This is a genomic window from Vibrio sp. B1FIG11, from assembly GCF_905175335.1.
GTDB classification, from domain to species: Bacteria; Pseudomonadota; Gammaproteobacteria; order Enterobacterales; family Vibrionaceae; genus Vibrio; species Vibrio campbellii.
This window is the reverse complement of the sequence record NZ_HG992751.1, coordinates 2,110,591-2,133,848: the sequence shown is the minus strand read 5'-3', so window position 1 is coordinate 2,133,848 and position 23,258 is coordinate 2,110,591. Positions and strand designations below refer to the sequence as shown.

18 protein-coding genes are annotated in these 23,258 nt (G+C 45.5%); 5 read left to right on the top strand and 13 right to left on the bottom strand.

Annotation, left to right across the window (positions count from 1 at the left end):
• The first annotated feature begins 210 nt into the window (after window positions 1-210).
• Window positions 211-1,749, top strand: a complete 1,539-nt coding sequence (locus tag KHO06_RS10025) for a sensor domain-containing diguanylate cyclase (RefSeq protein ID WP_212581478.1) — start codon at window positions 211-213, stop codon at window positions 1,747-1,749.
• 52 nt (window positions 1,750-1,801) lie between these two features.
• Here the strand turns inward: KHO06_RS10025 and KHO06_RS10020 are convergent, their stop codons facing one another.
• Entirely contained in the window at window positions 1,802-2,233 is a 432-nt protein-coding gene (locus tag KHO06_RS10020; protein ID WP_212581477.1) for a hypothetical protein, read from the bottom strand.
• Between the two features lie 253 nt (window positions 2,234-2,486).
• Here KHO06_RS10020 and KHO06_RS10015 point away from each other — a divergent pair, with 253 nt between their 5' ends.
• From KHO06_RS10015 to KHO06_RS10005, 3 genes are read left to right on the top strand one after another with little or no spacing between them, the layout of a single operon-like run.
• The gene (locus KHO06_RS10015) at window positions 2,487-2,702 is read left to right on the top strand and encodes a DUF6434 domain-containing protein (protein WP_005427785.1); all 216 of its coding nucleotides are present in this window, start codon (window positions 2,487-2,489) and stop codon (window positions 2,700-2,702) included.
• 3 nt (window positions 2,703-2,705) lie between these two features.
• Window positions 2,706-3,470, top strand: coding sequence for a class I SAM-dependent methyltransferase (locus KHO06_RS10010; RefSeq protein WP_212581476.1), 765 nt, complete (start codon window positions 2,706-2,708; stop codon window positions 3,468-3,470).
• Entirely contained in the window at window positions 3,467-4,129 is a 663-nt protein-coding gene (locus KHO06_RS10005; RefSeq protein ID WP_212581475.1) for a DNA alkylation repair protein, read from the top strand. The genes KHO06_RS10010 and KHO06_RS10005 overlap by 4 nt, the downstream gene beginning before the upstream one ends.
• A gap of 89 nt (window positions 4,130-4,218) precedes the next feature.
• Here the strand turns inward: KHO06_RS10005 and KHO06_RS10000 are convergent, their stop codons facing one another.
• Entirely contained in the window at window positions 4,219-8,619 is a 4,401-nt protein-coding gene (locus KHO06_RS10000) for an SslE/AcfD family lipoprotein zinc metalloprotease (protein WP_212581474.1), read from the bottom strand.
• 313 nt (window positions 8,620-8,932) lie between these two features.
• Here KHO06_RS10000 and KHO06_RS09995 point away from each other — a divergent pair, with 313 nt between their 5' ends.
• Window positions 8,933-9,322, top strand: a complete 390-nt coding sequence (locus KHO06_RS09995) for an ATP-binding protein (RefSeq protein ID WP_045380354.1) — start codon at window positions 8,933-8,935, stop codon at window positions 9,320-9,322.
• A gap of 48 nt (window positions 9,323-9,370) precedes the next feature.
• On the opposite strand, the gene KHO06_RS09990 is transcribed toward KHO06_RS09995, so the two are convergent.
• From KHO06_RS09990 to KHO06_RS09940, 11 genes are all read right to left on the bottom strand, one after another.
• Window positions 9,371-10,009 (bottom strand): sugar transferase, encoded by a 639-nt coding sequence (locus KHO06_RS09990; protein WP_212581473.1) that lies wholly within the window; start codon window positions 10,007-10,009, stop codon window positions 9,371-9,373.
• Window positions 10,010-10,019: 10 nt separating this feature from the next.
• A complete protein-coding gene (locus tag KHO06_RS09985) occupies window positions 10,020-11,216 on the bottom strand; it encodes a glycosyltransferase family 2 protein (RefSeq protein ID WP_212581472.1) in 1,197 nt (398 codons plus the stop codon).
• Window positions 11,213-12,325, bottom strand: a complete 1,113-nt coding sequence (locus KHO06_RS09980; RefSeq protein WP_212581471.1) for a glycosyltransferase — start codon at window positions 12,323-12,325, stop codon at window positions 11,213-11,215. Before KHO06_RS09980 ends, KHO06_RS09985 begins: the two co-directional genes overlap by 4 nt.
• A 225-nt stretch (window positions 12,326-12,550) precedes the next feature.
• Window positions 12,551-13,978: a chain-length determining protein gene (locus tag KHO06_RS09975; RefSeq protein WP_212581470.1), complete on the bottom strand. Its 1,428-nt coding sequence runs from the start codon at window positions 13,976-13,978 to the stop codon at window positions 12,551-12,553.
• Complete coding sequence (locus tag KHO06_RS09970; protein WP_212581469.1) at window positions 13,975-15,102, bottom strand: glycosyltransferase; 1,128 nt, start codon at window positions 15,100-15,102, stop codon at window positions 13,975-13,977. The genes KHO06_RS09975 and KHO06_RS09970 overlap by 4 nt, the downstream gene beginning before the upstream one ends.
• Before the next feature lie 95 nt (window positions 15,103-15,197).
• Window positions 15,198-16,583: an O-antigen ligase family protein gene (locus KHO06_RS09965; RefSeq protein ID WP_212581468.1), complete on the bottom strand. Its 1,386-nt coding sequence runs from the start codon at window positions 16,581-16,583 to the stop codon at window positions 15,198-15,200.
• Entirely contained in the window at window positions 16,580-18,001 is a 1,422-nt protein-coding gene (locus tag KHO06_RS09960) for a lipopolysaccharide biosynthesis protein (RefSeq protein WP_212582468.1), read from the bottom strand. Before KHO06_RS09960 ends, KHO06_RS09965 begins: the two co-directional genes overlap by 4 nt.
• Window positions 17,994-19,166, bottom strand: a complete 1,173-nt coding sequence (locus tag KHO06_RS09955) for a glycosyltransferase family 4 protein (RefSeq protein ID WP_212581467.1) — start codon at window positions 19,164-19,166, stop codon at window positions 17,994-17,996. The genes KHO06_RS09960 and KHO06_RS09955 overlap by 8 nt, the downstream gene beginning before the upstream one ends.
• 10 nt (window positions 19,167-19,176) lie before the next feature.
• Window positions 19,177-20,361, bottom strand: coding sequence for a glycosyltransferase (locus KHO06_RS09950; protein ID WP_212581466.1), 1,185 nt, complete (start codon window positions 20,359-20,361; stop codon window positions 19,177-19,179).
• Window positions 20,362-20,513: 152 nt separating this feature from the next.
• On the bottom strand, window positions 20,514-21,590 hold the full coding sequence (locus KHO06_RS09945) for a glycosyltransferase (RefSeq protein ID WP_212581465.1): 1,077 nt from the start codon (window positions 21,588-21,590) through the stop codon (window positions 20,514-20,516).
• The gene (locus KHO06_RS09940; RefSeq protein WP_212581464.1) at window positions 21,565-23,106 is read right to left on the bottom strand and encodes a sigma-54 dependent transcriptional regulator; all 1,542 of its coding nucleotides are present in this window, start codon (window positions 23,104-23,106) and stop codon (window positions 21,565-21,567) included. Before KHO06_RS09940 ends, KHO06_RS09945 begins: the two co-directional genes overlap by 26 nt.
• Between the last annotated feature and the right edge of the window lie 152 nt (window positions 23,107-23,258).

The window sequence follows — 23,258 nt, the reverse complement described above, 5'->3', positions numbered from 1 at the left end:
AAAATATTTTGTCGAATAAGGTCTGAAAATGGCTGTTTAGATACCAAGGCATGGGTATAATTGCCGGATTTTCTTGTGATTGAGACTATGTGCAGAACGTACTTGAAATTTTTGTGATTTGAACGTCATAAGGTCACAAGCTCAGGGCGGGGAAATCATTATTATGCAAACGAAAAGTTTTGTACGGCTATTAATAACAATAACTAAATCATGAATGTATCCAGAAGTCTTCAATCGGTCACACTGCGGTATACCGTCCCGATATTCCTCATTGCATTATTCACTAACTTTACTTACTGGGCGTATCAGCAAGTTGGTGAAGCTCAAAACCTTTCCAAATATCACGTCAAATCGGCAGAAATTAATCTTGGTACGATCATTGGTGGCTACCGTGATTTATTGCGAGCAATGAGTTCCGATCAACATTTCACTGAACCCGATATCTCCTTACACGAGCGTGCACAGAGAGCAATGCCTTATAAGCAAGCGTTTGACCTTGCGGGCATTGGTTTCAGTGATGGTGTAGGAAACATGGTGAGTACTCATAATGACAAAGTCCACTCTATTGCTCACCGAAAGTACTTCCACCAGGTTATTCGCACCAAAAAAACAGTCATGACCAATGTCCTCACCGATGTCTCTAACGGACAAACGGTGTATGTATTGTGTCGCCCAATGTTTGATGAGGGTGGTGATTTACAAGGCACGATATCTGCGTCCATTCATTTCTCTGAGATTCAAAAAGCATTGGATACAGAGGGAGAGAGCGACATTTACAGCGTGCTATTAGATGAAGATCTTAACATCATCAGCCACTCTCGAGACGAGCATTACATTGGTGTCAACTTGTTCAACTACGGTTATGAAAAACTGTTTGACCGTGAAGAGAATTTAAAAGCACTAACGGGCTCCGAGAGAGGTGGCTTCTTTACTTACAGTTATCCTCTGGATTTATCATACGTTGAATTTACTAGGGTAGAAGGTACGCCTTGGATTTTGCTTTCCAAAGCGAAATTTAGCGCGTTACTTGGCGAAGGTACATTGATGTTTGGTGCAAACGTGTTGTTGATTATCGCTATCTACGTCGTGATCGCACGTTTAATGGGTAAGCAAGTGGTGGGTCTAACGCAGCCGCTTGACCGATTCTTGGAAGAGAGTAAGGTCGTGTTTAATGACGCTTCTATGGAATTAAAAGAGCATTTCGAGCAAGTTATTCAAGCCAGTCGCAATGGTGTCTTTTGTTCACGTAGTGGATTGCTAACACGCGAATACTTCTTGCGAGGTGCAGAGAAATCATTAGCCCTTGGCAACACGCCTAGAGCCTGTATATTCTTTGATATGGATAACCTCAAATATATCAACGATACCTACGGTCACCTAGCGGGAGATAAAGTCCTCGCGTTATTTGTGGCGGTATTGAGAGAGAGCTTTGGCCATAAGCGTGACATTGTAGGTCGATTTGGCGGCGACGAATTTGTGGTATTGACGAAAGAGTTTAGAAACAAGCGGGATCTTGAACTCAAGCTAGATAGATTTCTTGAAAAGCTACAGAGCACCGCCGACCGTCTAGGTCTCGATATCAACTTAACCGCATCCATTGGTGTTGTCATGACAGATAATGCAGGAAGAGACATCGAGACCTTATTGCACTGTTCTGATATGGCAGTGTATCGAGCCAAGCAATTAGGCAAAGGGCGATATGCGTTTTATCATGCTTCGATGATAGAAGTACCGATATTCAATGAGTGAAGAGGGAGGCGATAAGCCTCCCTTTTTAATGCGTTTTGTTCTTGGATGTGAGTTAAATAGAAACCGCTTGAGGCTGTTTTCTCAGTACATAAATGTCATGCTCACGCAACAGGTAGAGAGCGAAACATGCTGCAAGCATTGGCCATGCCGCGAAGAATAGTAGGTTGTTGAATGGATCTAGGTATTTCGCGAACGAAGAGAAAGTCGAGCCTGAGTGCAATACCAGAATTGCAAGATAAGTCAGATTCTTCCAAAGTCCAGCCACAAAAATCCCGATGAACACCAACTGGGCAATACCTAACGCGACAGAAAAGCCACTCGAAATATCTAAGCCATAGAAGCTAGAAAATACTTTCATTGCGTGTTCGGGCACTAGCACTTTATCCAGCGCCCACATGATAAACACCAGTGCGATACTGAGTCGCAATGCCAGTAAAGCTATTCCTAACTGCTGTTGAACTTTCGGGTGAAGCGTTTGTTTCATTTTCATTCCTTCAATAAATAGTGGGAGACCCTAATTGCAGACCGCCTTAGCGAAGCTCTGATTACAATGCGATCGGTAAATAATTGAGTCTCGTACCCATTTTGTTTTCCCGTGCAACCCATAAATGGTTGGAATATGAGCCTATCAGCAAAAATGAAGTATTCAGTAGCACCAAGTAGATGTGGGTAATAAAAGATGTCACTCTCTCTTTTAAGCAAGACGTTGCGTATTAAAGTCAGGCAAGGAACGTGAGATGAATAAAGTGGATTGGCATAAAGACCAGATAGAAGACAACATGTTAGTGACTTCCTCTTATAAGAGTACTCAGAATGTACGTCGCTACTTCAAAGCGAAGTGTGGAGATAATTTCGCGTTTGATCGCGGCTTCATGCAATGGATGAACCAAGCAGAGGGCATAACCATGGGGGAAGCCGCACAAGAATGGTTACGCAGACAGGAAGCAAAGTAATTTATGGATAGCTATCAATACCGTTTAAACAACGATTTCTTTAATTCATTATGGACAAAAGCGGCAGGTGAGATCTACCCCTCGAACTTGCAGCCTTACAGCAGTTGTACTGTCGAGTTACTCGAGCAAATTCAAGGTAAACTCATTAACAAAAAACCTAAGGCTGTATTGGATTTAGGTTGTGGAGCTGGTGGCTTTAGTCGCTGGCTTAACCAAGCGTTAGATTGCGACGTGTTAGGCGTAGATCGTTCTGAATTCGCAATTGAGTACGCTAAGCACCATACACAAGAGGGCTCAAGCGTCGAGTTTTCTGTGGTGGAATTTGAAAATTTATCCCGTCTTTACAATAGGTTTGACTGTGTTGTCAGCATCGACGCTTTACCATTTGCAAAAGACGAAGACCAATTGCTGTCAGATGTTCATCGCTTACTAAATAAGGGTGGCCAACTGATTTTCACAACACGGGAGCCACTAGAGGGCTCGCCTAAATCGAAAAAGCTGGGCTTTGCATGGCGTTCGGCTCTAGAAAGAAACGGATTTGAATTAGTTGAAGCGATTGAGAGAAAGGGTGTTTCTGAATTTTGGCATGCCATTTATCAAGAATGGGTGAGTAATGAAGTTCAATTAAGGGAAGTATTGCCTAGCGAAGTTGTCGACGGCTTGATGTTGGAAGTTGAACAAGTTGGCTCTCGTTTGTTTGACGGGCGACCTTGGTGGTTGATTCACGCCAAACGTATCACCAAGGAAGTGTTGAGAGAAGAAAAATGAATGTTGTAGAAACGTTATCTGAACAGTTGAGTGAGATTGGATACCCCAACGAGCGAGTTCGGACAGGTTTGGTTAGAAACTTGTCCTCCAAGAGCTTTCGTCAATTGGATAGCAAACAGCCAGACTTAGTTTTCGAACAATGTGAGAGATTATTAGCTGAGCGCGATTGGGCTTTGAGTGTGATTGCGTTTGATTGGGCCTACAGAATGAGAAAGCATTATGATGAGGTGACGTATGCTCGGTTTGAGTCTTGGCTTTATCAGTACATTACCGACTGGAATGATTGTGATGATTTCTGCACCCACGCTTTCGGTGCGCTCATTGCTCAAGATAACCAGTTGTTTCAGCGAACACTCAGTTGGTGTAAGAGTGACAACTTTGCCGTCAGGCGTGCCGCAGCAGTTGTACTGATTTATCCGATAAATAAAGGTCTGTATGGAGGCACTAAGCCTTTTCAAATAGTGGACTTATTGTTAGAAGATGACCATTACTTGGTGCAAAAGGGCTATGGCTGGATGCTCAAAGTATTGGCACAAAAAGAACCGGAACGTGTGATAGATTATTTGAAATGCAGCCACAGCAGAATGCCGAGAACGGCGTTTCGATATGCGATAGAAAAACTGGATAAGCAAACTCAGCGAGAGTTGATGGCCTTGTAGTTTGCCTCTTCGGCATTTCGCCAAAGCAAACAGAGTGATACAAAAAAGCCGACAGAATCGAATTCTGTCGGCTTTTATCATCTTACGGGTTACTTAACAGACAAATACTCAAATGGAGATTTCTCTGGCTTAGGTAAGCCCATTGCAGCAACCGCGTTGAAACCGGCAGGCGTTAAACCACCGGAGTAATCAACAGTGCCATTTGGCAGGTTGGCTTTGGTTTCTGATGGGTTCCACATACGGAAGTAATCTGTTAGATCATATCCGGTCAGATATGAGGTACATGCCATCATGAGATCCCCTTGGTTTAACTGGCTGCTTTGCGTTTCACAGTAGTTAATGCCTTGGTCGCCAATGCTGTCACCTCGCGCTTTACGGTGTGCGAGTTTGAAGAAGTTCCAGCCCTGATCTTCGCCAAAGATGCTTGGTTTCTCTGCTTGGTTCGAATACCAGCCATCAATATTGAAATGATCTTCTGCCCACAGTTTTAACTGACCGAACATGGCTAAACGCATGCCAACATCCGCTTCACTCCAAGCATGACCTTCAAAACGATCAAGCCATAGCGGCGATTTAGATAGGTCGCTTGCGATGCGTTCCATATACGGTTTCTCTTCACGCTGCTCTTGCATGTAAAGGGCAAGAATGTTGTTAGTAACCTCAGTCGAACCTACCATCATAAACGGCGCTGAAGCAAGGTTGTGGCCAACTTCATGCCATAACAACCAGTCGTTGGTTGGGTTCGTTGGCACCACTGTCCATGTCGGCCAGTAGCTGTTGCTTTGTACTGGGTAGCCTGAGTGCGCCGCTCCAATCGAGATTTGCACGTCATTCACAAAGCGGTGACGGTTAGCGAGTAGGGCATCATAAGTAAATCGACGATGTTGACCTTGTTCAATAACCTGGTCACGTCCGTAAAAATCACTGGCATCATTCGCGAATGCATTCAGTTCATCGACAAACTTAGGTACGTCTGTATCCAGCACGTTATTCGTTGGCGTGGTGTAGATGAAATGACCGGAGTCGATTTCTGCCAGTGGTACGTCTGTGTTGATTGGGTTTAGCCAAGAGCCGTTTTTCCACCAAGATGCACGAAGCACGCCAGTGAAGTTAAACGTCACAACGTCACGAGAATCCACTTCTAACGGTTGAATGTAAATCAAACCACCGTAAGGTACTTTGAAGCTCAAAGAGGAACCGTCATATTGGAAGGTCTTTTGCACGCGTGGCGGGCGTTTCAAACTCAGCTCGTGGTTTGCACGGCCCGTTAGATCATCAACCAAAGCAACGTTGATAGATGCTTTCACGCCCCCTGAAATGGTGACTTCTTGCAGTTGCGGCGCCCACAAGCCCGTCGATTGCATACTGCCTGCTGTACCTATCACGGTTTTGTTGTCAGTATGAATAGCAATGTTCGCTGCACTGCCTGATTGGCTTGGTCGACCTGGGTAGCCAGTCGTATCGACACTGATATCCAAATCCCAATAAGAGCGACCCAGCATCATGCGGGTTAACGGCTTTTCCATCCAGTTCAGAGGGTAAGACGGGTTCAGCTCGCCTGATTCGGTAATCATTGACCATTTAGCAAGTTGCTCTCGCGTCTCTTGACCACAAACATTACCGCCTTGATGTTCGTTGCTTGTGTAACAGTTCAGCATTTCGACCGCACGTTCGAAGCCAAGTTCATCTTGTACGTTTGGATTGAACTCGTATTGCTCGTCATTCCACAGCCAAACGGATAGGTTATCGTAGGTTGAAGTTAACTCAGCCTGCGACAAGCGTTCACCAATCTCTCCTATACTGCGGTAGTAAAGCTCGTGAGAAAGCAGGCGATCAATATTTGCACCTAAGTTCGCTGCCTTTACCATGCTATCCACGACTTCTGGGCTCATTTCGTAACGGGTAAAGTCTGGGCGATGGTGGTTACCGCGGCTTGGAATGCCATGACCTTCGCGCACTTCAATACAGTTTACTTCGTATTGGTAATCGTCTTTACAAACCGGCACGCCAGGAAACTCGCGTTGAAGCTCTGCGACGGCTGCTTGCTTCTCTTGTTCCGACTTCACCATGTGGAAGGCATAGCGTTGATGCTCTTGTCCATCAATTGAGACTTTGTACAACGGAATTTCTAGCGTTGGCATGTCGATATTGCCCGGCCATGTCACCGTACCGTTGTCGTTAATCTCAATCTTAGTCGTGTCTGCATAACGTTCATAAACCACGAGATCATGCTCTGCGACGGTATGCAAGTTAGGTACGTTCGGGCCTGATGTACTGTGACACCAATAGCTATCAGTACACAAGGATTGGAACGTCTTGGCAACGTTCGCACCGCCAACAGAAACGCCTGCCGCATCCGCTAAACGAGCAATTGGCTCTGGGTTACTCTCTTCCAAAGCATCAAAGAAGATGATGCTACCACCGTTGTTTACGTATTCGATCAGCGCTGTAACGTCATCAGCGTCCAACTTAGGTTGGTTGATGTCAGCCACGACGGATTTTGTCGCGTAGCCATCGGTTTTGATTTCGTAAGACTGAAGCAAAAGCAGTGGTGTAGAGGTTGGATCTAATGAATCAAACTGGCCGCTGCTTAATACGTCCATTTCACCCAATTTATAGCTTGGATTGACAAAGAAATCGTAGATTTGACCTTCTTTGCGATCCCAACGGAATGCGTGACCTTTGTTGATGTTGGTGGCAATCGCGACAGATTCTTGCGTTGCATTCGGCACTAACCAATCGATCAAGTTGCTGAACATGATTTGCATGCTGCCGCGATCGGTACGAGTATCCGCATCTTGCGCTTCTTGGTTGTGAGGTGTGCTGTAACGACATTGCTGTGCTTCGCTGTCGATGCCCAGATCTGCGCCTGCCCAGTAGTTGTCTGGACAAGAGAAGATAGAGGTGTACATCGCGTTACCCAAGAACACCACTTTACCTGAACCAATCATACCTGCCGTCATGGTTGGTAGATTAAAGGTCGCGGTTTGTTTGGAAATCACTTCTGGGCGCTGCATCACGATCGTTGAGCTCTCATCAATGGTTGTGGCATCCACAATGTAGGCTTTTTGATCTTTGCCAGAACCACGAGTCCATGCCGCTTCTTCACCAAACGGGAGCCAGTAGCTGTTGTCGTTACGTGGCATCAGAACAGGGAAGGCTTCGTTAGTTAGGTTGAAGTTGCGCATCGCACGTGTGTAGCCAGAGCCGCCCCAACCATGATTATCATGGAAGATGTGGACGCTATCCACACCTGCATAAATCTGATGCAGAGATTGCGTGACATAATTACTGCCAGAAGCACGAACCGTACGCAGCATAGGCGCAGCAAAGCTTGACCATTGAGGCGTCTGCTTTAGTTGCCCATCAATGATTTGTGTTAAACCTTGGCTGAATTGTGCTTCGAACTCATTTGGCGTGGTGAAGTTCGTGCCTTCAATTTTTGCGCCGTTTGGTAGGCTTAAATTGATCAGCTCGTTAATAACGTTCGGGTATTGTGCAAACACCTGACGAACGGTATCGCTGATTTCAATGTGGTTGCCAGAAGACACACCATAGCGATGAACGAACGCATCAAGGTTCTGCTTCACCAATGGGTTGTCGCTTAAATCTGTAAGTTGGTAATTGACCTTATTGCCTTTCACTTGACCTAGAGTAAAGGTATCGATACCAAAGATCAGGTTTTCACCCCATAGGTATTCGAACTCACCGTTGGTATCCGTGATTCCACGTGCGGATTGGCTGAAGAACTCGACACCAGCAAGTGCGTTGCCTTGCGAGTCGGTTAATCGGCTCTTAGTTAGTGGTTTGTTGGCGGCACTTGGTTTGTATTCGTAGGCGGCTTCTGCATTGGCAGAAACAAACGACCCTGTTAGGTTGTTGCTTGCACCTGGGGTGACTTCTGGTTGAAGTTCTGGATCTACGTGAGCGCTAGGTTGGTCGCCTTCATTCACAACGCTAGGGTTGAGAAACGCATCAATCGCAGCTTGATCGTCGCTTTCGTATAGGTCTTGGATGTCGTAGCTGTTTATTTCATCCAAGCAAACTTGCGTGTCTTGCGAAGGACACGTATCGATTTTATGCAGTAGCTTAGCGGCATTGTTGGCATGCGTACCGAGCACATATTTAAGATCGTAGTTTTGAGTTAACTCAGCAGGTTGTGAGCCCGTGCGGGTTTGCACTGGGATCTGATAGCTGAATTCACCTAAAGAGACAGCGCCAAATTCACAACTGAAATTACCCTCTGAAGCCGCATAGGTAAAGTAGCCAGATTCACTGATGTTTTGTCCATCGCACTGAATATCGCCAGTCAGTTGTTTGCCATTGATGAACAACTTACCTTGATAGGTAGTTACGCCAATATCCGGCTGATCTGGCGGTAAATCAGGTTCTACCGTTGGTGGCGTAGTGCTTGTTGAGTGATTGTTTTCATCGCCACCGCAGCCAAAAAGCAGCGATGCGACAAGGATTGAAAGAAGACTTCTTTTCAAAGACTAAACCCTTATAAAATGCCATCAGATTAAGAGTGGCGAATTGGTTGAGAGTAACTTTATTTAAAAGCTCAGATCTATTGAGTGTTGTATTGTGAATCGTTCACTTTAAGTGATTTTTTGAGGCTCAATAAATGCGCGCGCATTCTAGTTTTAAATGCGACAGGAGGGAACAAAAATTAACGCTGCGGGGTAATTATTTACGTAACTGAGAGCAAGATCGAGAGAGTAAATGAAGCTTCTATTCACTTTGGCTTTCTTTTCTATAAAAATCGCGTACAGTTTGCTGGTTTTCCACTAAAATCACACCATTATGCCCAACGCAAAACTTATCCTAATTCGTGGCTTACCGGGTTCTGGTAAGACGACGCTTGCCAAGAAGTTGTCCAAGCAGCTCAAAGCCAAACATTTTGAAGCTGACATGTACTTTGAGAATGAAAGTGGTGAATACGTTTTTGATGGTACAAAGCTGACTGATGCCCACGAATGGTGTTTTCAACAAACGCGCAAGTGGTTAAGTAAGGGAAACACAGTGATTGTTAGTAACACGTTTGTACGTCACTGGGAGATGAAGCGTTATCTACAGTATTGCGAAAAAAAGGGCATTGAAGTGGAAATAAAGGTGTGTCGCGAAGAATTTCAAAGTATTCATGATGTGCCACTGGCGACGATTGAAAACATGCGTCGACAGTGGCAAGAGTAACGTTTCATCTATTTCCTCCTTTTTGGCTTCCGTTCTATCTCCCTAACCTTACTGACCTCGACCATCGATCATGACGACGAGCGTTTTACTCATGATCGAAATGTCCATCGAAATCCAAGAATTAAAAGAACTTAGACTCAATGCATAGCTGTGGTCGAAGCCCACTTTGCGGCGAACGTCCTCAATACAAGAGTCATAACCTTGGTTGACTTGCGCTAGGCCAGTGATACCTGGTAATACGCCGTAGGTACGTTCAACAAAATAAGGAATTTCATCTTCTAGTTTTTGATAGAAAGCAGGGCGCTCTGGACGAGGACCAATCAAAGACATTTCCCCTTTGAGAACATTGAACAGTTGCGGTAGTTCATCCAGACGCGTCTTGCGTAGGAATCGGCCAACGGGAGTTATTCGAGGGTCATTTTCGCTGGCCCACACCGCCCCTGAGCGCTGTTCAGCATCGATGTACATGGTGCGAAACTTCATAATTTCAAATAAGTCCATCTTCTCTGGTGTGCAGCGACCAACACGGAGCTGACGATAAATGACAGGGCCTTTCGAATTGACCACAATGACTAGTGCGATCATCGGCATAATTGGCATCGTCGCCAGCAAGATGAGTAGCGAGATAACGACGTCGAAAGTGCGTTTTGCTAAATGAATATTTGAGTCGTAGCGTGAAATTTTCATTGTGTTTTCCTTATTGATTAACGCGCTTCCAGCGACCATTTTCCATACCAAGTAGGTAACGTAGTCCGCCTGCAAAGTTTGCTATGTGTCCAACCACTATGTAGTTGATCAACTTGAACGGCTTAAACAAATTGAATGCTGGTATTAAGTAAGTGATAAACGCCACTAAGTAGACGGCCAACTGTCCGACCAACAGAAGTTGAAAAGCGGGATGCTCAATGAGCAAAATAGAACTCGTCAGGCACATGATCATTAAGTAGGGGGTCGCGAGGCGCAGAACCTTTCCTGACAAAAATGCAAATGCGGTGCCACGGTAACGAGGCAGTAGCAACCTTTTCAGCTTCAAGAACTGCTGCATATTGCCTGCTGAGATACGTAGGCGACGTTTGAAGTCAGAATCATCGGAGCTCTCCTCTAACTCAATCGCGAGCATCTTCAGTTCATAGACAGAGGCATAGCCTTGAAGCACGATACGCATTGGTAAGATAAAGTCATCGTTGATGATCTCTGGCTCTAAAGGTGTGAATAGGTCAGTTCTAAATGTGTAAAACGCGCCGTGAGAACCAATGGTCGAGCCGATTAATGACTCTTTGAATTTCACTTTGGATTGATAACGCCAGTAGGCCGCTTCACCTTGATTTTGGGTAGACATAATTTGGTAAGTGGCATTAACCACACCAACGTTCTCGTTTTGATAGTGCTGGCTGGCAAGCAAGAGCGAATCGCAAGACACAAGGGCAGACACATCACTTAGGGCAGTGATCTCAGAGGTAACATTTTCCATCTCTGTGTTGATCAAGCTCACTTTACCACGGTTATTTTTATGGTCGTGCACGATGAACAAGGTGTCTGCGCAAATCGCTTCTTGGATGGTGCCTTGTGCGATCTCTGCGGTGTTATCGGTACAACCATCACAGGCAATAATGATGGTCAGCTTATCTCTGGGGTAGTCTAAGCTCGCGAGGTTACGAATCTTTTCTGCAATCCATTGTTCTTCATTGTACGCTGGGACGATCACCGTCATCGTTGGAAGCGTACAATCGGCTTTTGAAGCTTTATAACAACGTTCTTTCCCCATGTTTTTTGACGTTTGACGTTGCTTGCGACGAGCGGATAGCCAATTCAAAACCAACGGGTAACCGACGTGATGATAGATGATCAGTAGCGCAGACAAAACGAAGCCGATTGTCAAAAGTAGATCGATCATAAGTTCTCTCCTTGAGCCAGAGTCGCATAGCGATTAACCATAGTTCTAATGTCAAAGTGCTCAAGAATGTGCTCTCTAGGAGAGCGAGGTGGTGACGCGAGTTGTTGCGATAGGGCGTCGGTCAACATTGGCACTTGGTTTGGTTCTACGAGTGTTCCTGTGTGAGGAGAAAGGGTTTCTCTAACCGCACCAACATCACTGGCTATACAAGGTACGCCACACGCCTGCGCTTCTAATGTAGAGAGAGGAAAGCCCTCTTGAAGTGACGGCAAGCAAAAGAGGTTAAGACTCTGGTAAAAACGCGGCATATCGTCAACCAAGCCAAGAAAAGTTACCCTGTCTCGGATGCCCAAGTACTGTGCTTGGGCTTCAAGCAACGACTTTTGGCTTCCGCAACCTGCAATTGCAAGGTGGGTATTTTTGGGGAGATGGGAAAAAGCTTTGATTAGTATTTCTTGGCCTTTAACCGCTTCTAAGCGCCCAGCCGTACCGATGATAACTTTGTCTTTGGGTAGAGAGAGAAATGCTCGAGCGGCACTTCTATCGCCATCAGTAAACTTGTTGCAATCTATGCCATTGTGGATGGTGTTTACATTGCGATAGCCTAATTTATTGATGATTTGTTTTGCAACAAAGTCGGCATCGGCTGCCACTTGCGGCTTAAGCGCATTCAACAGAATCGACTGTAATCGTGCTGCTTTTTTATTGTTTAAGTGCCAGGCATCGTGTTCCGTATGGATTAAGGTTTTCACACCATTAAGCCGTGCGGCGATGCCTCCGTATAAAAGCGGGCCAATGTGATGCGTGTGAACGACATTCGCATTTAATGCCTTCAACTTGGCGCTCAAAGTTCGAATCGTAGTGAGATTGAAACCAGCAGGCTTGTTCAAAAAGTGGAGTTGGGCTTCAAAGCTCTCTAGTTTCTCCCAATGGTTTAGTGCTGTTGTTTTACTTCCCTCTAAGCTAATAACAAAAACCGAATCTTCGGGTTTCGCAAAGCGAAGCATCTCCAAAACCAACGTTTCTAAACCTCCGGGAGCTAGGTGTTGAACGACGTGAACAATCACGTTGCCGTGTATTGGTGATTCTTGTGTGCCTGAGTGTTCCATTCCTGAGCCCTCGACGTATCGCTATCGCTTAAACGTTGCAGGGGGCATGCCAGAATTTAAGTATCGACTAAACAATGGCTTATATTTAATTGTTATAAAGGTTCAAATTGGAAAATCGATATTCCTAATTTGAGATTCAAAATTGATGGAAGTGAGTTTGAGGTGAAATGGCTCAATAAAAAAACACTCTGAAGAGAGTGTCTTAGGATTAGTCAAAAAACAAGGTCAGAATATGACTTTAGGGATGGTGGTGATGACAGGAGCGCCAAGGTGTTTTTCCAATGCTTTGCGAGAGTGAATAGAGTTATCTGCCAGTTCTGCAATGGTGGCAAGGCCAATGCCTAAACCTGCCCCCCCAATTAATCCAAGAAGAACAAAGATAATAGCAGGTAAGTTAGCTGGCAAGGTTGGCGTGTAAGGCTCATCGATGACTTTCACGCGTTTGTTTTCTTCAAAAACACCTAAAGATCCTGTCAATTGCGCCATCTCGTAACGTTCAACCAGATCATCATAAAGTTCACGCTTTACAGCGACATCACGAGCAAGTCGATTGATTTCTGTTGCTGTGCTACCAAAGCGATTGGCGTCGCTTTCCAGCTCTTGGATCATGTTTCTTAGACTAACCGTTTCTTCTTCCAAAGATTCGTAACGGCCGCGCATGATTTGCAGTTGGTGGAGTTGAGATACAAGCAGCGGTTGAGCATCACCAATCGTGCTTATGGTCGCTGTACTTGCAATATCCCAAAGTTGGTCACTGTTCATTTCCGGCTGTTTTGAGTTGAGTAGCACTGAGCGCTCCTGTTCCAGACGGTTCAACTCACGTAGCTTACCTTGCACTAAACTGTGTGCTTCTGTGTATCGTGCACGCAATAGAGTGAGCTCACTTCGAATCTCGATAATTTGCTCTTCAATCTTACCAATCACCGGATTGGTTTTTGAAAGTTGCTGGTCTAAACTACCAAGGCTACGCTTGACACCCGCTAACTCGGCTTCCTTCTCTGCCAACGTTTGTTTTAAGCTGGCGAGACGCGTCAAGCTCTGTGCTTGCATCGCTGGTGTTGCATGAGAATAAGCGTTTTTGTATTCAGCAAAAGCTTGTTCCGCTTTGTCCAATTCTTCACGGCGTTTATCAATGTGAATAGTCAAGAAGTGGCTAGAATCCTTTATTGATGAGCGCTCTGGCGCTAAGAGCTGTTCGACAAAGTGATTGCTGACAGAGCCTAACACCGCTTCCATCCCTTCTGATTGGCTGCTCGTGAGTTGGATTTGAATGAAGTCCTTACCGAGTTGTTGAACCGTTAAGCGATTGGCAAGGTCTTTTATGATGAACTCTTGTTCGTTCGCGTCCATAGTATCGTCGATCAAGCCTTGCTCTTTGGCAACGGAATACAGCACATGGCGGCTTTTGAGTAAGGTACTCAAAGCACTCAAGCGGTCTTTCAACATGGTTGAAACTGCAAGGTCTTCAAGGAATGGGTTCATTTTGGCCGTTTCTTGGATCAGCATGCTGGTGTGAGCCACATACTTAGTTGGCACTGCTTTACTGACAAGAAAGCCCAAAATAGGCAGCACTATCATAGGGATGACGATCAGGTAACGGCGTCGCCATGCCCCGTGCAGTAAAAGAGTGAGGTTGTCCCTTAAATTGCTCATAACGCCCTCACTAATCGCTCAATTTGGTGCGCTCTTGATTCCCAGCTTTGTTGTTGAATGAGCGAGAGCGATCCTTCAGGTGGTGGAAGAAGGTGATTCAAGCTCGCACACACATCCTCAACATTCGTCACGACATGCAGCATGTGTTGGTATGGCTTAAGGGCAGGGAAAGGTGTGCTGATCACAGGAGTACCAGTCGCAAGGTATTCCAGTAGTTTGAGTGGGTTACAAGCTTGAATTTGGGCGTTATCTACAAAAGGTAACCAGCTTGCATCCCAATGCTGAGAATAACGTGGTAAGTCCTGATGTGCTCTCACCCCTAGGTAATGAACATTGCTTCGTTGTGGTAAAGGGTTGTGAGGAAGCTCATTAGGGCCAATGAACACCAAATCCCAATCTTGCGCTTGTTCCGCCACTTGCTCAATCAATTGATAATCCAACCACTCCGACAGGCTGCCGTAAAAGCCAAGTACTTTTCGTCCGTTATTGGGCATGTCTTCTGCTTTGTCTACCGATTCTGAGAATAGGCTGAAATCAACACCATGAGGTATGGTGACGGTTTTTTCGTGAGGAAAGTTAGCCGCCAACTTTTCACTGGCCGCTAGAATAAGGTCTGCACAATCAATGAGCTCAGTTTCATGCTCCAATACAGTCTGATGGTCTACTCCTGCCAATGCACCAAAATCATCACCGCAGTAGTAGACAATGCCTTTCGCACTCATTTCTCTGCAAATATCTACGGCAGTCGGAAGTGACGTCCAGAAAACGGTGTGTTGAAAGCCAAGCTCATGAAGTTTTTTGCTTAGTTGGTACTTCATCATTTGAGTTGCAACTTTACGCGCCCATACAGAACGTGGAGCAGGGATGGTAAGCAAGGTTATGGTATGAATATCTGAGTCATCGTGGTGACTAAACCCGGTTTGTGCTTTGTCGTCTTTTTGCTTTACTGAACCAGACAGTTTGGCAACTAAACGTTTGGCGTCTTTTGTGGTCAGCGTCGGTTGCCTTAGGCCAATAGAATTAACCCAAAGAATACGATGGTTCTTTGCTAGGTGCTTTATCAGATGTTGAGTGGAAGAGGGTAAGCCACCGAAATCTTCTCCAAATACTACGATATCTGTCATCGTTGTCTCCTTGAGCCAATTGTGTCGTTGTTGTTACCCAAGACGTATCACGATGTATGCCAATGGTTTAAATCTATAAAAACCAATCGGTTATGTTATTTTTGAATTTGAGAATATTCCGCTTTCTCATTTTGACAGTCAGTTTGAACGATGCGATTTATCACTATGGTGAGCGCTGTAAGGATGTAAATTGGCCAAACAAAGCCTTGAGTGAGGAAAGTGCCGGATACGATGGTACCGATAAGGCCGCTTATTACGGCATTTGCGCCAACTGAAAGAGTAATGTCTGACTGTTTAGTTAGAAGCGAGATAGAGCGCAGAGATGTTTTAACCAAAGACACGATCAAAGCAATGAAAACAATTAGACCAACAAACCCCGTTTCCGCCAGTACACCAAACCAAGTGCTATGGACTGCGTGGTTAATGCCGTCCCAATGGGAGCTATAGAAAAAGTAGTTATAGTAGAAATTCTCCAAGCCTACGCCAGTTAACGGATTATCGAGTGCCATTTTGAACGCCGCTTCCCATGCGTACAAACGACCCATTGCAGAAGCATCAATACCGGCTTCTGCCCCACCACCAGATACACGAACGTCAATACCAGCGATTATGTAAAGTGATATTGCCGCGACTAGCGTGAGAATAACTAATAATGTTCTGCTTCTAATATGCTTGGAAGTAAAGTACCCAAAAACAGAAAGCGCACCTAGAAGGCCCCCCCGGCTCTGTGTTTCGATAATCGACAGAAATAGAATAAGACAAGTCAGTAACGCAAACCCTCTTATCCATATTGATGAGCGTATCTCTACCAGCTGACTAACCGTAAAGGCGAGAGGGAACATTAACACTAAAGCCAAGTCATTTGGATCGCCAAGCATAGAACCGAATGAACGGCCAATCGACACGCGAGTGCCCTCGACCAGATCGATGCCATTACTCGCATTATATAGTGCGACTAACCCCACTAATAAGCCTGCAACCATGATGGCTTTAGACATTTGTGCAAGTTGTTTTGGGGTTGTGATGAGCCAAGTAATCGCCAAGGTCATCACAATTATCTTCCAATAGGTATTCTTGAATGCGGTGATTGCGATATCCCGAGATGACGCGAATGCAATGCTGATAATGACGAGAGCCCAGAAGATAAATAGCCATTTTAATGAAGGATGCCAGTACACAGTAAGCTGACGACTGATCAACAGGTGAAAAGAGAGCGCCCCTAGCGCTCCCAATGAAAGTAGCAAAGGGATTTTGAAGTTGTAGATAACTGGGAAGGCTTCATGAATCCGAAAGAAGGAAAAGATCACGAACAAGGTGACCAGCCAAAAGGTTTGGTTGAGAACTAATAAAATAGCTAGCGGAGCAAAGCAGATGGCGACGATGAATATTGGATGGGGCATTACTAACCATGCCACTGCGATAACCATAGTGATGGTGGTTGCAGCGGTGATTTGTGAGGGTCTTACATCCTTGGTATTCATAACGACACTCTTTTTGCTTCAGCCCTTAGTTTATTCACAAGGTTGGTGCGTGTACCCCTGCGGATGAATCTGAAGGCGATGCCTGCAAACAGTACGCACGTCAAAATGCAAATGGCGATTGCGCCCCCGATGGATTGAGTAGAGTTGAGCAGGAACAGTGCCAGACCAGAGATGATCTGTAACGCGACCATTAAACTGAGTTGGAATGGTAAGTGTATGCATTGCTGCCCAATGATGAACGTCATGACCAGCTTGGCCAATTGAGCGTAGTAAAGCGCAATAAATACGCCATAAATACCCAGGGAAGAGAGCACAAAGAGTAACGTTATAGCGATACCTGCAGCGGCAATATTGATGCCTAATAACCAACGCGTTCTGCGTTTATATAAAATGGCGATATTCAGTAGTTCACTCCATTCTTTTAGCATGGCTATCGGCAAGAGGAATAGGATGTAAAGTGCAGCTTGCTGATACGTATCAGGCAAAAAATGATTGATCACAATGAAGGCAAGTGTCGCGACGAGCACACTCAGTGCCGCAATGTAAATCATACCGAGATGGGAAATTCTTACCGCTTCCACACCACGGCTCCGCTCTAAGTAAGCGAAACGTCGCGGCATCCACCACATGCCAAAAGGTTGGACCAAAATACACATGCCAATCGCAAACTTCACGGCGATCGCATAAACACCAAGTGTAGCTAGTGATGCATTAGCACCAATAAACCAACGCTCAGCACCGTTCATGCAGAAAGCGACTAGCGCCGACATCATGACCGGAATGCAGTAATGCAGGTGTTGTTTCGCCAACGTCAGGTCCGGCATAACGACTTTGTACTTATTGACGATGTGTAACCAGATGAATTGAATCACGGCCGCCAATAAGCCACCGAGCAAGACAGAAATGACGTGAGGATAAACCATCAAAGCGGTGACAATGAACACCACCTGAAGAACAGTGGTTGTTACCATCACATATAATAATGTTTTCGCTTTGTCATCTTGCATGCGCAGCCAAGCCGTACCGATACCAATGGTGCCTTCCAGAATAATTGTGAGCATCAGTACGATGAACTCGAACTGAGAAAATGGGCCAGGGATCGGCGCGACTAAGATGATAAACAGCAATATCAAACCAATCACTGCAGCAATCGTAATGGATAAGGAATAAAGGTGGTTAAGCATGGCCACTTGTTTTTCTTTGTCTTTTTCCACTCCGGCGAAACGATACAGCGCTTCATGCATTGCCATGCTCGTAAGCAAGGCGGTAACCACGCCGAAAGAAGTGAGCAACTCCAGTTTGCCCATTTGCTCTGGTGTCAAAAACTGAGGAAGTACAGGCAGCATAATGAGGCTAATGCTTTTGTTGATCACCAACGCAATGGCAAAGAGTGACATATTCGTCATGGCTTTAGGCATGGTCGTACCCTTTAGCTTTGTCACGCTTCTTTGCGCTTTGTGGATCTCTACTAGAAGGGTCTTTGCAAAGCTGTTGAGTGATCGAGAAATAGCAACGTTCAGCGGTATATAGGCTCGCAACATTCAAGGCTTCTAGTCCCATGGTGACTTTCAGCCATGGCGATTCATTCAAAAGAACGATCGCATTGTGCAGCGACGCCGCATCATTCGGTATGTATTTAATGCAGTTTTTACCGTGTGTGAGCACGCGATCCCAGTAACTGTCATCCTGAGGAATCACGACGCACATGCCAGCAGCTAAGGCTTCTAAAATAGATAGACCAAACGGTTCATTGATGCTGGTTGATACAAACACGCCACACTGTGCACGAAGCTCATCTAAGTTGTTTGGTGACTCATGCCACTCGACATTCGGTTGACTAAAATCAGGCTCAGAGCAATCCACTCCTGCTATGTTGGGTTTGATATAGCAAATGATCGCATTAAGGTTGGTCGTTTCGTCTTGCTGTATTGCATCGAGCAGTAAATCAACATTCTTCCATTTCAACAAACTTGCCGCCCAAAACACACGCTTGGAAATTGGGTTTGCTTGCTTCGGTGTACGCTGAGAAGAAAGCCCATTCACGAAGGAGCTTGCATTTAAGGTTGTCCAGTAGCGCTCTACGGCAGGTTTCGGCATTTTTAGGTAAGCCACAAGCGCATTAATCATTGAATCACGGGTATTGGCTAGGTAATGAATCGCATGGGCTTTCACCAAACAATAGCCTGAAGCACGTGAAATACCGACTGGTCCGTGGACCATTTGAACGATAGGTTTGCGTGAAAATAAACGGAGCAGGTACAAAGGCATGTCGTTGTTTGGCGAAGACAGGCCTATAAACCAATCAAGCTTGGGTAGCTTCAGCGTGACCAATAAGAGCTGAATTAAGTAGAAACTGTTCATCAACCAATAGGCGATACCATGATGTGACGTGATGGGTGAACGTTTGATCTTAAGCACCTGAACGCGAGGGTTGGAGCGAAAGGTAGCGGTCCAATGCTCTGGGTGTGTTGTTGCGAGATAGCCAATGACGTCACGCTGGTCGCACTGTTTAATCAATTCAGCGTTGGCAATTTTAGAGCCGCCTTGCATTGGAATTGCGTCAAACATCAAAACACGTTTCATGGCTAGCTCCTTAGTTGATGTTTAACCAACGTGATAGCGGCTTCATACAATGGATCATAGGCATTCGCGTACGCTCTTTTTGTTGAAGCACGTCGTGGTAAATGCCTTCAATCGCCTTTACAGAAGCTTCGACTGTGAGATGCTGACTCGCATGTTTATAAGCATTTTCTGCGAGCTTGTTGCGCAGCAGAGCATCTTGCAGCATTTGTTGGATCGCATTGAGAAGGCTTGCCATCCCTTGATTAACATAAAACAGAGCACTGTGGTTGTGCTCAAATAGCTCGGGAATGCCCCCTGTTTTTGGCGCAATGATAGGTAGTTTCGCTAAAGCGGCTTCCCCAATAGCCAGACCAAAGGCTTCTTCGTAAGTACCACTGATAAAGGCATCCACATTGCCTGACATCCAAGCCCCTACATTTTGCTGCTCCCCAACAAAATGCACTCGGTCTTCCACATTTAAATCAACGGCCAATTGCTTTAATACGTTGCGCTCTTCACCATCACCTACAATCACCAAGTGTGGGTTATGTTGGTGATAGTTGTGCATATACATGGCTCGGATTAAGCGGTCAAAGCCTTTGCGTTTAATGAGAGAGCCAACAGAAATAAAGGTAAAGGCCTGTTGAGGAATACCGAGGCGATCTCTTACATCGATAGGACTCTCGTAATTTCCAAGCGATACACCATTATGTACGACATGTAGACGATCCTTCGGATAGCCATCTTTTAGGAGTTCTTGCCCAACGTCTTTACTCACACAAATCAGCTTTGGTGAGAGATGTAGACCAAGAGAGAGGCGGTCGCGCAATGTGTAGTGACAATGAAGTTGAGTAACCAAAGGAATGTAGCTCATTCGAGCGGCGACACACATCCATTGACAAGGACCTCCATTATTTACGTTTACGAGGTCGATTTTGTGTTCTTCTATGAGTGTCGTGCCTTGCTTGATCAATTCGTTCCAGCCACTGATATCCCATCGTGGCGTGTTCCATCCGCCAACGAGGCTGAAATTGGAATACTTTGTCTCAATGCCTAATGATTGGCATCTCTCGATGAGTGGCGCGCAGTTTGACCAAACAAAAGGCTGGTACTGGTTGCGGTCGATGTTTGAGACAAGGTCTAGCAGCACTCTTTCGCTGCCGCGAATCCAGTTGTCCCCATAATGCACATAGAGAATGCGTTTTGGATTAGTCATAGGTGTTACCTCGGTCAGCCAATCTGTTTTAATTAACCATTGCAACCGAGATGCCAAAATATGCTATTGGTTTAAACCTCTGTTTTTGTGTGGGAAGTGGGGAATAAAGAGAACCTAAAGCGAAGACTTCTCAATTTGAGAATGGATATGCATCAAGTAGGATTCGCAATTTGGTAGCGTTCAATCAGAATAGGAATGATGCTGCTAGAGGAGTAATGTGCTTTGATGGTCTCAATTGCGTTATGACGCAGTGGATACTGTTCGCTGTGACTCATGCCTAACCATTGATTGGTTTTGTCGATAAGTGAGACGATGTTGTGAGCGAGGAATCCATTTCTTCCATCTTCGATGAGATCGGGCAGTCGACCAACTTCCAGGCTTATCACGATAATGCCACGAGCCATAGCCTCCAATGCTGCCATTGGTAACCCTTCATAACGGGATGAAATCACGAGGACGCTGATGTTGCTCCAAACAGCATTCATGTCGCTTTGATGTCCGTGAAATATGACATTAGAAGGGGGATTTTCAACCAATGAGCTCTTTTCAGGGCCATCTCCGTAGATAGAAAAGGGGTGGTCGGGAATGTGTCGCGCGACTTCGATAAAGCGGTCTGGGCCTTTCTCGTGACTCAAGCGTCCTACAAAAGCGATTTCTTTATAGCGGCAGTGGTGGTTGGGAATGGAGACAAAATTATTAAGCAATTCTGATTGAGTAGGGAGCTTGTGTTGTATCGCTTGGCTAACCGCAAAGCAATGATCAGAAAGACGAGCTGAGTATCGGTCAATCCAGTCGTACAGCAAGACTCTCCCTTTGGGCGTCTCACCTGCATGAAAAGTAGAGATAAGGCGAGGGAAGGCACGCGTAAAGAGCTTCGCACTTCTGGCTAATAATGCTGCTTTGTATCCGTGAGTGTGTATAACGCTAGGTTGATGTTCGGCCACCGCACTGGTCATTTGTTTAATTGGGATATTCTTGGAACGTTCCGACTTTGGGCAGAGGTGCCAGAGATAACTGACGGGAATGTCGGCATGTTCGAGTTTTTCAACCAGTGGTGCGGGTGGTGAGTATTCTGACACCAACACCACTCTTACATGAACATGCGACGACTGTAGCCCTTTGCTGAGTTCGATAACGTGACTTTCGATCCCTCCAAACACACCACTATCCAATAGTACCCAGACTTCACCCGCAATGGGGATCTCAAGATTGTTTGAGATTAGCTTCATCTGCTTCCCACGCTTGTTTTTTGCGGTAGACCGTTGAAGGGCTGAGTTCCAACATCACCGCGGCGTTAAGTACGTTACCATCACAGTAAGCAATTGCGTTTTGAATCGCCTCTCGCTCGACTTTCCACATCGGACGAATGGTGCCGTCTGAATTAAAATAGACTGAAGCCCTTTGTGCTCCAGAGATAGTTGGTTGGTTTTCAGGATCAGAGAAAGAATAGGTGGCGCTTGCTGGCTCCGAGGTTGGGAAGGCTTCATTCTGCACGGAGTCGGTTTGTTCGGTAATGAAGCTCGTTTCTTTTACGCTCACAGCATTCGCAGGCGATACAGAAGGCGTCTTTTCCGGCTTACGAGTCAGTTGAAGAGGCAAGTGAGGTAGCGTGACCTTATCTTCATCATTTAATACAACAATGTTACGAATGATGTTTTGTAGCTGGCGAACATTCCCTGGCCAGTCGTAGTTTTTAATGACATGCTGAACGTCGTTACCGATGTGTTTGAACTTCTTCTTATCTTGTTTGGCATAAGTGAGCAAAAAGTGCTTCGCTAGCGTGACAATGTCACTGCCTCTTTCTCTTAATGGCGGCATGTCGATGGGAACGACATGAACGCGATAATACAAGTCTTCACGAAAACGACCTTCTTCTACCTCTTTCAGAGGGTCTCGGTTGGTTGCACAGATAATACGAACATCGACCTTCATCTCTTTGGTGCCCCCGAGAGGCGTGTAGGTTCCCGTTTGCAGAAAGCGTAATAACTTTTTCTGCATCTCTAGCTCCATTTCACACAGTTCGTCCAAGAATAGTGTGCCGCCATGAGCAAGGGTCGCTGCACCTTTACGATCGGTGGTAGCGCCAGTGAAAGCCCCCTTTACATGGCCAAATATTTCGCTTTCCATCAAATCACGAGGGATAGCGCCGCAGTTAATTGCAATGAATGGCTTGTCTCTGCGATCACTTTGTCGGTGAACCGCTTCGGCACACACTTCTTTACCCGTTCCACTTTCACCAACGATAAACACGCTAGCTGAGGTCGGGGCAACTGCATCAATGGTTTTGTAAACCGCCTGCATTGGAAGGCTAGAGCCAATAAATCCGTGATAGTTGTGACGATCGAAAGTCGATTGAATGTTCTCGACGAGATTTTCTAGTTTGGCGCGTTTTAAATGCAAGGCAACGGAGGTTTTCAAACGATCGGCATTGATGGGTTTTTCTAGGAAATCTTCTGCGCCTTTCTGGATCAGGTTGACTGCTAGATCAACGCTACCATGCGCCGTTGCTATGATGACAGAGGTTGGAATCTCATTCTCATTAATCCAATCAAGAACGTCTTCTCCGGACATGTCTGGAAGTTTTAGGTCGAGAATAATAAGTTGTGGTTTGTTGTGCTCAATGAATTGAATCGCCTCACCTCCAGTTTCAACGTGGAAGATGTCGTAAGGTTCATCCTTGACGTACTGCTTATAAAGTATGGCTAGTGAAGTAGAGTCCTCTACCAGTAACACCCTTGGTCTCATAATCCTTTCCCAACTTGTATAAATTGTTGTTTTAATCCGTTAAGTCGGCTTGAGATTCATGCAGTGATGATGAATTCAATTAATTACCTCAAGCAAATGGCTTGTTCGCGTTTCTCATTTTGAGAATCTTTATATTTAAGTATTAGCACACA

Bases quoted from the DNA above. Each gene is read 5' to 3' on its own strand.
- KHO06_RS09970 (WP_212581469.1), bottom strand. From the start codon at position 15,102: ATGACAGATATCGTAGTATTTGGAGAAGATTTCGGTGGCTTACCCTCT.
- KHO06_RS10010 (WP_212581476.1), top strand. From the start codon at position 2,706: ATGGATAGCTATCAATACCGTTTAAACAACGATTTCTTTAATTCATTA.
- KHO06_RS10025 (WP_212581478.1), top strand. From the start codon at position 211: ATGAATGTATCCAGAAGTCTTCAATCGGTCACACTGCGGTATACCGTC.
- KHO06_RS09975 (WP_212581470.1), bottom strand. From the start codon at position 13,978: ATGAGCAATTTAAGGGACAACCTCACTCTTTTACTGCACGGGGCATGG.
- KHO06_RS09950 (WP_212581466.1), bottom strand. From the start codon at position 20,361: ATGACTAATCCAAAACGCATTCTCTATGTGCATTATGGGGACAACTGG.
- KHO06_RS09995 (WP_045380354.1), top strand. From the start codon at position 8,933: ATGCCCAACGCAAAACTTATCCTAATTCGTGGCTTACCGGGTTCTGGT.
- KHO06_RS09990 (WP_212581473.1), bottom strand. From the start codon at position 10,009: ATGAAAATTTCACGCTACGACTCAAATATTCATTTAGCAAAACGCACT.
- KHO06_RS09965 (WP_212581468.1), bottom strand. From the start codon at position 16,583: ATGAATACCAAGGATGTAAGACCCTCACAAATCACCGCTGCAACCACC.
- KHO06_RS09945 (WP_212581465.1), bottom strand. From the start codon at position 21,590: ATGAAGCTAATCTCAAACAATCTTGAGATCCCCATTGCGGGTGAAGTC.
- KHO06_RS09985 (WP_212581472.1), bottom strand. From the start codon at position 11,216: ATGATCGATCTACTTTTGACAATCGGCTTCGTTTTGTCTGCGCTACTG.
- KHO06_RS09960 (WP_212582468.1), bottom strand. From the start codon at position 18,001: ATGCCTAAAGCCATGACGAATATGTCACTCTTTGCCATTGCGTTGGTG.
- KHO06_RS09940 (WP_212581464.1), bottom strand. From the start codon at position 23,106: ATGAGACCAAGGGTGTTACTGGTAGAGGACTCTACTTCACTAGCCATA.
- KHO06_RS10015 (WP_005427785.1), top strand. From the start codon at position 2,487: ATGAATAAAGTGGATTGGCATAAAGACCAGATAGAAGACAACATGTTA.
- KHO06_RS09980 (WP_212581471.1), bottom strand. From the start codon at position 12,325: ATGGAACACTCAGGCACACAAGAATCACCAATACACGGCAACGTGATT.
- KHO06_RS10005 (WP_212581475.1), top strand. From the start codon at position 3,467: ATGAATGTTGTAGAAACGTTATCTGAACAGTTGAGTGAGATTGGATAC.
- KHO06_RS10020 (WP_212581477.1), bottom strand. From the start codon at position 2,233: ATGAAACAAACGCTTCACCCGAAAGTTCAACAGCAGTTAGGAATAGCT.
- KHO06_RS09955 (WP_212581467.1), bottom strand. From the start codon at position 19,166: ATGAAACGTGTTTTGATGTTTGACGCAATTCCAATGCAAGGCGGCTCT.